The 13001-nt window shown below is 40.1% G+C and carries 10 protein-coding genes; 7 read left to right on the top strand and 3 right to left on the bottom strand.

Going from position 1 to position 13001, the window contains the following annotated elements; all coding sequences use genetic code 11:
- Positions 1-356: 356 nt before the first annotated feature.
- The gene (locus tag BM308_RS09795) at positions 357-1931 is read right to left on the bottom strand and encodes a helicase HerA-like domain-containing protein (RefSeq protein WP_074944862.1); all 1575 of its coding nucleotides are present in this window, start codon (positions 1929-1931) and stop codon (positions 357-359) included.
- A gap of 421 nt (positions 1932-2352) precedes the next feature.
- Here BM308_RS09795 and sctJ point away from each other — a divergent pair, with 421 nt between their 5' ends.
- The 4 genes from sctJ to sctN are packed head-to-tail and all read left to right on the top strand — an operon-like array spanning position 2353 to position 5706.
- Positions 2353-3132, top strand: coding sequence for a type III secretion system inner membrane ring lipoprotein SctJ (gene sctJ, locus BM308_RS09790; protein ID WP_074944861.1), 780 nt, complete (start codon positions 2353-2355; stop codon positions 3130-3132).
- 16 nt (positions 3133-3148) lie between these two features.
- Positions 3149-3784: a hypothetical protein gene (locus tag BM308_RS09785; protein WP_074944859.1), complete on the top strand. Its 636-nt coding sequence runs from the start codon at positions 3149-3151 to the stop codon at positions 3782-3784.
- Positions 3763-4389, top strand: coding sequence for an HrpE/YscL family type III secretion apparatus protein (locus BM308_RS09780; protein WP_074944858.1), 627 nt, complete (start codon positions 3763-3765; stop codon positions 4387-4389). The genes BM308_RS09785 and BM308_RS09780 overlap by 22 nt, the downstream gene beginning before the upstream one ends.
- Positions 4390-5706, top strand: a complete 1317-nt coding sequence (gene sctN, locus BM308_RS09775) for a type III secretion system ATPase SctN (protein ID WP_074944856.1) — start codon at positions 4390-4392, stop codon at positions 5704-5706.
- A 3-nt stretch (positions 5707-5709) separates the two neighbouring features.
- Here the strand turns inward: sctN and BM308_RS09770 are convergent, their stop codons facing one another.
- Together BM308_RS09770 and BM308_RS09765 are read right to left on the bottom strand one after the other, a co-directional pair.
- Positions 5710-6360: a lytic transglycosylase domain-containing protein gene (locus BM308_RS09770; protein ID WP_074944854.1), complete on the bottom strand. Its 651-nt coding sequence runs from the start codon at positions 6358-6360 to the stop codon at positions 5710-5712.
- Positions 6361-6372: 12 nt separating this feature from the next.
- On the bottom strand, positions 6373-6720 hold the full coding sequence (locus tag BM308_RS09765; protein WP_083425535.1) for an STAS domain-containing protein: 348 nt from the start codon (positions 6718-6720) through the stop codon (positions 6373-6375).
- A gap of 533 nt (positions 6721-7253) precedes the next feature.
- On the opposite strand from BM308_RS09765, the gene BM308_RS09760 reads away from it, so the two are divergent.
- From BM308_RS09760 to BM308_RS09750, 3 genes are all read left to right on the top strand, one after another.
- Entirely contained in the window at positions 7254-7682 is a 429-nt protein-coding gene (locus tag BM308_RS09760) for a type III secretion system chaperone (protein WP_074944853.1), read from the top strand.
- Positions 7683-7723: 41 nt separating this feature from the next.
- On the top strand, positions 7724-11257 hold the full coding sequence (locus tag BM308_RS09755; protein WP_074944851.1) for a hypothetical protein: 3534 nt from the start codon (positions 7724-7726) through the stop codon (positions 11255-11257).
- Between the two features lie 325 nt (positions 11258-11582).
- Positions 11583-12815 carry a dicarboxylate/amino acid:cation symporter gene (locus BM308_RS09750; protein WP_074944850.1) on the top strand — a complete coding sequence of 411 codons (1233 nt, stop codon included), beginning with the start codon at positions 11583-11585 and terminating at the stop codon, positions 12813-12815.
- Positions 12816-13001: the final 186 nt, after the last annotated feature.

The raw sequence follows: 13001 nt of genomic DNA, 5'->3' as shown, positions 1-13001 counted from the left end.
ACTGGTAGTGCCACCACCTTTGTAATCTTTAAGAATATTGGAGATATCAAGTTTATCAACAATTGTACTTACGAGTCTGACGGGATCTGAAGGGGAGATAAAATCACCAATACAAGGAGGAAGTAAGGCTAAATCATCTTGAATATAGGGTTTGAAAAGATCTTCTTTATCCATAACGATATTACCAATAATATAACTCTTTATATTATTAAGTATAGTATATTAACTTTGTATATCAAGGAAATAGATAAAGATTTAATATAAAAATATTATCAATAATGTTAATAAAACCACAAAATTTAGGTAAAAATAGAGGGCGACCTTTTTAGTCACCCTCAATTCAGGTTCTATACTGTCTACCTGCTTCCGAAGATACTTCCCAGAACTCCTCTTACAATGGTTCTTCCGATTGATCTTCCTATTGATGAGGTAATGGTTCTGCCGGTCGTTCTTATAATCTGATCGACAACCGTAGGATTTGATCTTGCAGCTCTTTCGCTTTGTCTCTGCATTGCTGCCTGATGTCGTTCCTGAGCCATACGAAGTCTTTCTTCCTGAATTCGCTGTCTCTCTTCAAGAACCATCTGTTTCTGTCTTTCTTTCTCTTCAATCGCTCTTTGAGCTTCTTCCTTATCAGCTAAGGCTTTCTGAGTTAGAATTTCGTAGGCAGATTCTCTGTCAACTGCTGTATCGTAGATACCTGCAAGCAGAGATGTCCTGATTAGATTCTTTCTTTGAGCATCGTCAATAGGTCCAACCTGACTCTGAGGTGGAACTATGTAGCTTCTCTCAACCATCTGAGGTGAACCCTTTTCGTCCAGGAATGATATTAGAGCTTCACCTACAGCTAGTTCTCCAATGGCTTTTTCTGTAGAGAATTCTGGATTTGCTCTGAAAGAATCTGCAGCAGCCTTAAGTGCTTTCTGATCCTTTGGAGTAAAGGCTCTTAGTGCGTGCTGAATCTTGTTGCCAAGCTGACCTAAGACCTCATCAGGAATATCAGCTGGATTCTGACTGATAAAGTAAACTCCGACACCTTTTGATCTGATAAGTCTTACTACCTGACAGATCTTCTGGAGCAGAGAATACTCAACATCGTTAAACAGCAGATGAGCTTCATCAAAGAAGAAGACCATTAAAGGCTTCTCCTTATCTCCTCTTTCAGGCAGTTTCTCGTATAGTTCGGATAAAAGCCACAAAAGAACTGTAGAGTAGATCTTAGGATTGTTTATAAGCTTCTGAGATTCAAGAATGTTAATCTGTCCGAATCCATTTTCATCAGACTGCATCAGATCCTCGATATTAAGCTCAGGCTCACCAAAGAACAGATCACCGCCTTCGTCCTCTAAACGCAGAAGACCTCTCTGGATTGCTCCTATACTTGCTGCGGAAATATTTCCATACTGTTCCTGATATTTAGCCTTTTCATCGGAGACGTGCTTGAGCATTGCCTTTAAATCCTTTAGATCTAAAAGCAGCAGACCGTTATCATCAGCCACTCTGAAGACTATATGCATCAGTCCACTCTGAACTTCATTGAGATTCAGAATTCTTGATAAAAGAAGTGGTCCCATACTGGAGATAGTGGTTCTAAGCGGATGGCCTTTCTCACCGTAGACATCAAAGAAAGCTACAGGAAAGCCACGTGATTCATATCCAAGATCTCTTAACTGCAGTTTTTCGATTCTTTCTGCAATTTTTCCTGAAGGAGAGGAGGCAGCCGCTATACCGGATAAATCTCCCTTAACATCTGATAGGAATACAGGTACTCCCATCTGACTGAAGCTTTCCGCCATTGTCTGCAGAGTAACGGTTTTTCCTGTACCTGTTGCTCCTGTAATCAGTCCATGTCTGTTTGCCATGTTCGACAAAAGATAAACCTCTTTACGGTCATCTTTTGCGATTAGAATTTTTTTATCTTGTGTAATCACTTTTACTCCATTTTTTCTTACAAAAATACGGATGTCCAGACCATATTAGGATATTTGTTATTAAAATTAAGTGATTAGTAGCAAAAAAGATTAAATTGCTCTGTTTTCTTTGTGCTCCTTTGTTTATGCAGACTTTATTGAAAAAATAGTTAAAAAGAGTTTTGTCGAGATCGAATTGAAAATGATGCTTTATGACACAGTTTTATAATTATTTTGAAAATTAAGAGATTAGTCTCAAAAAAAGAACCAAATATCTTTGATTTTCCAACCGGTTCGACTGAAAATCCTTAAATGACAAACTATAATTTTTTTGTAGGGAATGTGTAATTGTGTTTGTTTTTTTAAGGACCGTAAACTCTTAGTAGCAGCGAGAAACTTCGTTATGTTTTACTGTTCTTAGCTCTGAAGAAAAGATATTATTATGAAAAAATTTGCGGTTATTCTGACTATACTCTTCTCTCTGTTCCTTGTTGGATGTAAGGAAACACTTTATTCCGGAATCTCAGAAAAAGATGCCAACGAAATGTTATCTGCTTTACTAAGACGTGGTGTTGTGGCAGAAAAAGTTAGTGAGGGTAAGGGCCTTTATCATATTGCCGTTGAACATGAGGATATGGTCAGAGCATTGGATATTATCAAGGAAAACTCTCTGCCTCGTACTCCTTTCAAGAGTCTTGGTACTGTGTTCTCCGGTGATTCCATGATTTCTTCTCAGCTTGAGGAGCAGGCTCGTTTTGCCTTTGCTTTATCTCAGGAACTTTCCGATACATTCTCTAAGATTGACGGTGTTCTGGATTCCCGTGTTCATGTAACCCTGGTTCAGCATGAGCAGTCATCAGGTATTACCACTCCACCTTCAGCAGCCGTATTTATCAGACATACTCCTAACTCACCGGTTGTAAACATGGTGGGAGCAATTCGTGAAACCGCAGCCAAGGCTGTCCCTGGACTTACCAGAGAAAGAGTGAATGTGATGCTTGAGGATTACCGAGAGAAGATCCTTCCTCCTGCTCTTAAGACTGTGCCTTGGTATCTGACCACTTCAGCTCTGCTGGCCTTTGGTATTATTGCCGGCATTCTACTATCAGGACTTGCTGTCTTTGGATTAAGGTTTAAGAAGCTGATTACTCTTGAGTTGAACTTGCCTAAAAAAGCAGAGCCTGCTGCAGAGCCTAAAGCCGATAAAGAAGCCCCAAAGTAAGTGATGGAGTTCAGCTATGAACAGAGAATTCGCTCTATCACTGCTAACTGAGAAAAGGGAGCTTCTCAAAAAAATCATTGAGTACAACCATCTTGATGAAAAGGCGGTGCTGCCTGATGAAATAATGCAGAGCAGCTGTGCCCAGAGTTATCTTGATAATCACGCTCTTATGAGAAAACTCTCGAAGGTAAACGAGGGATATTTTGAGTTTGAAATACCTGCCAACAGGTTCTGTTTCTGTTCTGAGGAACATCTTGAACAGCTTAGAAAACTACTGTGTGCATGTATATGTTCTCAGATACTGGTTTCAGAAATTAAGAAAGAGCAGGTAACAAAATACAGAGAGTATCTGGGGGAAGAGATTTATTCCTTCGGATTAAGGCGCGGAAGCCTTTATATTCCAAATCATCTGAAGAACAGAATTGTTTCTTCATTTTCTTCAACTGAACAGGCTGTCAGAGAGTCGGGGAATGCTGTGTTAGCTAATATTTTAGAGAAAGCATCAGCCCAGAGTCTTGAAAAAATGAGCTTTAAGGTAGAGTCACCGGTCAGACTTGATTTGTCTGACAGTGATGAGAGACTTATCTTTGACTGTACAATTAAAATTCTCTGTCTGGAGATTGATGGATCATGTCAGAATATTTTCAATTAAAAGACACTAAAATGTGGAATGTAAGACCAGGCTCCAAGATAATCAAGGCTTCTGAGTATGCTCTGCTTTCCAATGCCAATGAACTGGTTGACAAGGTTAAAGCTGCTGCAGCAGAAGCTGGAGAGCAGGCCAAGGCGGTTTATAAGAAACGCTACGATGAAGGCTATGCTGTCGGTGTCGATGAGGGTAAATCAATTTACACCGAGAAGCTGATGGATATGGTTATGGGACAGGTTGATTCCATCGAAGGTCTGGAAAAACAGCTTGTTGGTGTAGTTATGGATGCAGTCAGCAAGATTATCGGTTCTTTTGATCAGAATGAGCTGGTTACCAGAGTTGTTCATCAGGGCTTAAATGCCGTTAGAGGAAGTAAGAGTATTCTGATGCGTGTTTCCTCTCAGGATGAGCGTATCTTAAGAGATTCTCTGCAGAATTATCTTGTAGGTCGAGACAATCCTGCAGGTTATATTAACCTTGTAGCCGATCCTAATCTAAAAGTCGGAGACTGTCTGTTAGAAACAGAGCAAGGTGTGGTAGAAGCAAGTCTTAACTCACAGCTGAATATTCTGCAGCGCAGTTTAGAAAATCATATCAAGAGGAAGTAAATGGCTCTTGAGTATATAGGTCAGATTTTAGAAGAAGCAGTTCAGTCTGCCGCAACCGTTGAGATACGAGGAAAAGTAGAAGAGGTTGTCGGTACGATTATTCATGCGGTTGTACCTGAGGTTAAGGTCGGTGAGCTCTGCCTTTTGAGAACTCCCGGTCAGGCTGGTGAACTGCGTGCTGAGGTTGTGGGCTTCTCAAAGAACACAGCTCTGTTAACCCCTCTAGGTGATCTTGAGGGTATTTCCTTCCATACTGAGGTAATTCCTACAGGACATGTGCTTTCTGTTCCTGTGGGTCCGGAACTGTTAGGAAGAGTAATCAACGGTGTGGGCGATCCTGCTGATGGAAAGGGCCCATTGAACACCCACCATTTTTACCCTGTTTACGCCGATCCTCCTGCAGCTATGACCAGAAAGCTTATCTGTAAGCCTATAAGCTTAGGCCTTAGAGTATTAGATGCCATGCTTACCTGCGGTGAAGGTCAGCGTATGGGTATTTTCGCTGCTGCCGGTGGTGGTAAGTCAACGCTTTTATCTCAGATTATTAAAGGCTGCAGTGCTGAGGTCTGTGTTTTAGCTCTTATCGGTGAGCGTGGTAGAGAGGTTAGAGAATTCATTGAGCATGATTTAGGTCCAGATGGCCTGAAAAAGACTGTGCTGGTGATTTCAACCTCTGACAGATCGTCAATGGAACGTCTTAAGGCTGCCTATACTGCAACCTCTGTGGCAGAGTATTTCAGAGATCAGGGCAAGAGTGTGCTTCTGATGATGGACTCTGTAACACGTTTCGGTCGTGCTCAGCGTGAGATTGGTCTGGCTGCAGGTGAACCTCCTACTCGTAGAGGTTTCCCTCCATCAGTATTCTCAACTCTGCCAAAGCTTATGGAGCGTGCGGGTAATTCTGACAAGGGATCGATTACAGCTCTGTATACCGTTCTGGTGGAAGGTGATGATATGACTGAACCTATCGCCGACGAAACCAGATCTATTCTTGACGGTCACATAATTCTCTCAAGAAAGCTGGCCTCAAAGAACTTTTATCCTGCTATTGACGTGATGGCTTCTGTAAGTCGTGTTATGAATGCGATTGTTACCAAGGAGCATAAGGAAGCAGCCGGCAAACTGCGTAACATTATGGCTAAGTATCAGGAAATTGAGCTTCTGGTTCAGCTGGGTGAATACAAGGAAGGTTCTGATCCTGAGGCTGACTATGCTCTGCATAAGATTGGCGAGATTAACGCTTTCCTAAAACAGGGCTTAGGTGAGACCACCTCCTTTGATGAAACCATCTCTAAGCTTATAAGTATTGTGTCTTAAGGCTTAATTGGCGTTCTCTTTCTGCAGCCTGTGATATATGGCTGTAACTTTCTTTACAAAGTTCTGTGTTTCTTCAAACGGAGGTATTCCTCCGTATTTGTTGACGTTTCCCATACCCGCGTTATAGGCTGCAAGTGCAAGGGAGAGATCTCCGTCATACATGTTGAGCAGCTGTGCGAGGTATCGGGTTCCTGCACTGATGTTTTCGTTTGGATCGAAAGGATCTTTTACTCCAAGCTCACTCTGCGTCTTAGGCATCAGCTGCATCAGCCCCTGAGCTCCACACTGGGATACGGCGGTTACCACAGCTCCAGATTCAACTTCAATAACAGCCTTGATAAGCTCTTCTGGCAGCAGGTTGGTTTCAGCCGCATCGGCAATAAAACTGTGCCAGTCCTTGATTCTCTTCTTAACCTCCTTTGAGGTCCTAGGACCGTATGAAGGCATAACCATGTGATTTGCTCTTAAAAGGTATGCGTATTTTGAGAGCTTGTTGACATCAAGAGTATCAATTCGGCGTTCTACCGTATTTTCCTGATCGAAGGGAACTGCATAGATCTCGGTCTCCTCAACATTTAAAGTGACCTGAGCATAGGAGCAGGGGATTATGACACCCAGAACAGCTGCGTTTAAAAGTGTGGCTTTAGGAAACAATTCTTTTACCTGTCAGCTTGCTAAAGCTTCTTTTACTGAATTCAGATCTGGCTTAATCTCTAAAATAAGATCAAAACCTGAAATCTTGAAAACCTCTGAAACATTTTCAGAAAGACCACATAAAAACATTTTTTTACTGGTATTTTTACAGCTTTTTGCTGTCTTTAAAAAGACTCGAAGTCCTGCTGAACTAATGTATTCAAGTCCTGCAAGATCAAAGATTAGAGAATTTGTATTATCGTTCTGTGTTAAAGGATTAACCTTTTCTTCAAGAGATTCTGAGCTTAACGCATCTAGTCTTCCGTTCAAGCTGATGATTTCGGTTCCTGTCATTGAACTGTCATTCAGATGGATTTCCATTTTTATTCCTTATGTTAGATGTTGCTTGTAATAATTCTATCAAACTTTTCCTTTTCTCCTAGCCTTTATTTCCATTGTAATTAACGAATTTGCTATTTCAGTACTTAAAAAAAATTACGGTTTTCTAGAGTTGTGTCTGTCTACAGAATATGTATGCTTTAGATTTTTTATCAAGTAATAGGCACGCTTTATCCCCGCAGTAAACTGCGTGGTTTTAGCGTGCCTATTACTTGATAAAAATAAATAGCAGTGATTGCGGGTATCTTTATTCTCTTCAAAAAAGATACCCAAATCACGTTGATCTGAATATTTCAAACTAAACTTAAAAATAGCTTTCTTTCTTTTGGGAAACACTCATACAAGGACTCTTCTGCAATTCCAATCTGTTTAAGCTGAGTGCCGGTATGTTCCCCTCAAATCTATTCTGGGGAAATAAATATAGCTCAGAATACGAGCATAAATCGATAAAGAATTAAAACAGAATAAGTGTTGTTTTACGATGTTGAATTGAATGAAAAGATGGTGATGCAATTATGAATGCACAAGAGCTTATCAAAGAACTCGGCTCTAATCTTGGTTTGGAGCTTGAATTTTCAGAAGAACATACCTGTGCACTGAAATTTGGTGAAGTGACAGTGTTTTTTGAGGAATATGAGGACAAGCTCTATCTTATCTGTGAATTAGGCTCTTCAGTTGGTAAGGAAGATTTATTTCCACACCTGCTTTCTGAAAACTATCTGGGCAGAGCCACTGCAAACGCGGTACTGAGTCACGATGAGATCAAAAGCGAATTTATGCTCCATCTTATTCTCCAGCAGAATATAACCTATCAACAGTTTGAGAGAATTCTGGATAATTTTGTTTATACCGCGAAAAAATACAAAAATAAGCTGACCTCTGAAAACATGACAGAGATAGAACATGAGGACAATCTACTTCAGGTCGCTGTTTTAAAAGCCTGACTTCATGATGAGCTTAAGAGCATTTAAAAGAGGAACATGATATGACAGATGTTAATAACCGTATTGTTCAGCCACATCAGGGCAATCAGAATCTTAACAATGTGAATAATCAGGTGCCAGTTCAAAATGGTAATGTACCAGCTGGTCTCCGTAATGCTCAGGTAGGAAATGCCGGTAATCGCAGAATAGTTCCTCAGGGAGCCAATCAGGCCCAGGGGCAGCAGAATCTTGCCAATGCCCAGCAGGTAAATAACCCTGCACCTATGGTTAATCAGAAAAAAAATGGAGCCTATATAGCATCTGTTCTTCAGTCAAAAAAATTTAAGCTCTCTATGCTTCCAGACAGTTTTTCCAGGCTCATCAAAGATACAATTTCGTCTGCAAAAGAGGAACATGTTAGAAGAAGAAATTTGTTCAAGTGTTCGGACTCAGAACTTAAAGAATTCTTAGGAGAAGAGCTGTTCAGTCAGTTTATAGACGAAATTAAAAATCTTCCGGAAGAAGGGCTTTTGGATATTATGTCCTCTATATTGGGAAAATACTCTCAAAAAGCTGTTGCTAATGCAGAAGTTAGCTTTTTTGTTGATGAGCTTTCTGATAAAAACAAACAACACTTGGGTGTGAAAGATATTCCTAGAGTTGTCCGTGATCTGCAAAAAAATGAAGATTTTTCTAAAGATCTGAAGAACTGTTTTACTAAAGCTCAATTTGATGAATTATTTACTAAACATCTGAACCTCATAAACGAAAAAAATGCCTATTATGACAGCCTGAAGGCTTCAGTTAATGTCTTCAAGGAAAAGGCTATTCTTCAGTTATCCGAGCTTACAGGAATTCCTTTTGCGGTATTAAAGAATTCTTGTGAGCTTAAGTCATTAACAGCAAAACTCGAAGTTGAGCAGATCCTTTATCAGGCAGGAGAAAAACAGGGTAATTTTGAGGACAGTTTTAACAATCTGGTCAGAGATTTTGTCGACAGTAAAAATCAATTGCTGCAGGACCTTAAACAGGCTGGTCTGAGTCAGGAAAAAACGACTCAGCTAACAATGCTGCTGCTTGAAAATGAACTTCCTGAGGGGGTTACACTTGATTCAGTGTTGTCTCATGGTCAGGGAGGCATAGGTGCTCTGCTGAACAGTTCCGTAAATCCTCCTGAAGGCTTTACTAAACCATCAGCAGCGCAACTGCAGGAAGAACTTAAAAAGACCTGTAATATCATTGACTCTATGTATCAGCAGGATCTTGGTGAAGGTAAGTGGAAGGATCTTACCAAAGATCAGCAGTCTCTCCTGCGTGATCTGACTACACTGGTAATGTTTGACAAAACTCCTGGACTTGAAGCTGGACTTGCAGGCAATAACGACTTAGTGTCGGCATTTAATAAATTGGCTGACGCTCCTGAAAAGCATTTGTTTGAACAAGCTCTGCAGAACAGTGGAGCTAACCTAATAGCTCTAATTGACAAAGATGAATCCGATAAAATGCCTGTGGCCTTAAAAACAGGGATTATGACTGCCTTTGAGGAGGTTACCAAACTTTTTGGGGAGAACTCAATAAAAATAGCTTCTCCATTGATGTTTTATGACCAAATCTTAAATAAAAATTTAGCGGTAAAGCTTAAAGAGAAGCTGCAAGCGAAATCTGTTGCTGCAAATGGGCAGAATCAAAATGTTCTATATGACAATCTGTCTATTCATGATATTGCCAAAGAACTCATTCTTGAATCTTTAAAAAACAACACTCTTCGGGATACGGTTTTAGATATTTGCAAGGAACAGCATAATCTGACGCTCAGTTCTCTTCCAACGGATGAGCGATTAAAGAATGAGATGATTTCTAAGTTAAATAGTCTCAAGAACTTTACTCCAGATTTACAAAAATTAAACAGCAAAACTGAGATTGAGAATTATATTAAACACAATGAGCAGTGTCTGCAGGAAATTAGCCTCATAGTACAAACTCATCTGGCTGCTAGAAACACCTTCAATAATATATTTGAAGCCATGATTGCAGCTCAGAATATCTCTGATATTTCTAGAATTAGAATATATAAAGCTAATTTTGATGCTTATGATGAAACTCGTAAAACATTATTAGATGCCTATATAAATCTTCCTGCACAGGAGCGACCTGCAGTAGATAGCGATGAGTTTAAAGCTTTTATCGAAGATAAACTAGGACAAATCATCTCCCCTAGAGTTGAAGATCTCAAACTGCTGAACAAATCAGGGCTCTCTGAGACTCAAAAGGTAAAATATACCGATATGATACTTGCCGGTAAACATCCTGATCAGTTTGGTACCGTGTTAAAGTTTGCAACACAGTTTGCCCATTTGTATGATCCTAAATCTCTGCAGGTAATACTTGAGCCTGTAACACACGGTAAAACTGTTAATGAGACTAAACTTCTTAAGGCTTTATCTGAGTTTGAAAAAACTTTCATCAATGCTCTTCCTCCACAGCTTGATCTGAATGGAGCAAATCTTACTGATGCACAGAAGAACCAGCTCTCTCTCATCAAAGATATGGTTCGTCAGCAGATCTTCAATGAAAACCCTGAGTTTGGTCAGCTTATGGCTCAGATTCCTGTTGCAACACTCAGCAAGCTCAATGAGTCAAACAAAGAGCTGCTTTCTTTAGTAAATACCGGCCGTGCGGTATATGCATCTAAATGGATGTCTCAGGAAAGATGTGATGCTATTCGTAACGGTCATGAGCTATCGAACAGGAATCTTGAGTTGGTCTTAAAGCATGGTCCAACGCTTTTTGACACCTTTAAGAAGGATCTTGATCCAAAACTACATTATTTTTTACGACAGTTCATTGGCTCTGTCTGTTTCACTGAGCATTCTCTTGATAAGATTGAGAATGAACTAAGAAAATTACTCAAACATTCAAAACACTGGAAGGAATTTACCTTTGATACCTGTCCTCCAGGTTTAAAGGCATACCTGAAAAATGCTTATAAGGGAATGTTGGATGAATGTATGAATCCAGATTTCAAGGATCATACAAATTATTTTAACAATGTATTTGGTAGGGACGTTTGCCGCAGTGCCGTAACTCTGCAGGGGAATACGTATTATTATTCTGATGCTAAAGACTTTGATCCTTTGTTAACCAAAATTCTGCTTAAAGGTCGTAACTTAGATGACCTTTCTCCTCAGGAGAAACTTCGTCTAAATAAACAGAAACTCGGTATCACCACACTTCTGCATCAGGGTACCTATGCAGTAGGTCACTTTACATTGTTTCAAACAAGATTTAATGAGAATGTGGATGGAGCAAATGTCATTATCAACACTGAGGATGGTCTGCAGTTTGGTAATGGTTCTTTAAGTGACATCGGTATAGAGTTAAGTGAAGATGGAAAAAGTTGTATTCTGACTTATAGGAGAAAACACGAGATTAACGGCAGCTCTATGAGCAGAGATTATAATGGCAATGCCATTCCTGCTGCTGACAATGTGGAATTTTGCTACAGAATCAATCTTAATTTTGAAGGGGATGAGCCGGAGATCTCTGATGCCAGCCTGTATCAACTTTTCGCAGGTTCAACCGAGAATAAGTACTAATTGAACGGATTATGCCTAAGAGAGGGACAATATTATTGCTCCTCTCTTTTTTTTTGATTGTTTGAAAAGATAATATTCCTATTTTTTTCAGCAGGATAATTCAAAAGTTCCATGTTTTGACCGTAAATCAGGCATTCTTACAATAAAAGCTCCAAAATTGGTAATGTATAATTCAAATCACAATTTTAGCTACATAATAGTGCAAGCGCCTATGTTTTCTTTGATTATCAAGCTTTTTTTACGTATCATAAGCTCATGCAAGAGTGTTGTATTTTTGCTCTACTGTAGTGCATGAACACTCTTTAACTGATTTCTGGAGATAGAGATGGAAAAGAAAAAGTCATTTGGACTGGCCTGGATGATGCTTCTAGGTTTGGTTCTTGGTACTGTTTTCGGTACATTTATAAGTGAAAGTTTTGCAACAGATTACATTAAGCCTTTTGGTGATCTGTTCATCAGACTGATTCGTATGGTTGTGGTTCCTCTGGTATTTGCAACCATTATTTCTGGCGTTGCCGGTATCGCAGATATCTCAAAGCTAGGTCGTGTTGCGGTTAAGACTCTTCTGGTTTATGCCTGCACTACCGGTGTTGCAGTTATCTTCGGTCTTATCATTGCTCAGGTTGTTCATCCTGGTACCGGTCTTAACTTCTCAACTGAAGGTTTAACCATCAATGAAGTTAAGGCTCCAGCTCTTAAGGATACTCTTTTAAACATCGTTCCTATGAATCCATTTGATGCTCTGTCAAAGGGCTCAATGCTGCAGATTATCTTCTTTGCTGTATTCTTTGGATTCATTCTGGCTTCAATGGGTGAGAAGGGCAAGAGTCTGCAGGGCTTCTTTGAAGGTGTTGGCGAAGTCATGATTAAGATGACCAACGCTGTTATGCATTATGCTCCTATCGGTGTATTTGCTCTGATTGCCTTTACCGTAAGCAAGCACGGTCTTGCTGTGCTGCTTCCTCTTCTAAAGCTGGTTCTGTGCTCTTTCATCGCCACCGCTTTATTCTTCGTGGTTGTATATATTCCTGTAGTTCGCGTTTATGTAGGTCTTCCTTTAAAGCGCTTCTTCAAGGATATTGCAGAGCCTTGGATTATCGGTTTCACCACCTGTTCATCAGCTGCAGCTTTAGCATCAAATCTAGTAGCAACCCGTAAGCTCGGTGCTACCAAGGCTATCGCTTCATTCTCTATTCCATTAGGCAACACCATCAATATGAACGGTACATCTATCTATATGGGTGTATGTGCTGTGTTCGCTGCTGAGATCTATGGTATCGATCTTACCATGTTCGATCAGGTAACAATTGTGCTGATGGGTATTGTTGCTGCAATCGGTACCGCTGGTGTTCCTAGTGCTGGTCTTATCATGATGAGCGTGGTATTTACTCAGGTTGGTATTCCTCTTGAGGCTGTTGCTCTGATTGCAAGTATCGACCGTCTGCTGGATATGATCCGTACCTCAGCTAACGTAATCGGTGATGCCTTTACCGCTGTCTGCGTAACCAAGATGGAAGGCGAGCTTGACTCAGAAGAGTTTACTGAAGAGTCACTATAGTACAAGTTTTTAATTGGGTATTTTTAGTCTCCTCTGGCTATAACCACGGGGAGATTTTTTTTATCTAAATTTTTCAAAGAAATTCTGTGCATTAAAGCCAAATTTTGCGAAATCAATCCAATCTGAGTTCTGATAAATCTCCTATATTTCAACATAGGTGCAATCTGTATTCAGCTCGTTTCGCTG

This window comes from Succinivibrio dextrinosolvens, assembly GCF_900116345.1.
Lineage (GTDB): Bacteria > Pseudomonadota > Gammaproteobacteria > Enterobacterales > Succinivibrionaceae > Succinivibrio > Succinivibrio dextrinosolvens_B.
This window is presented reverse-complemented; position numbering and strand designations above follow the sequence as displayed.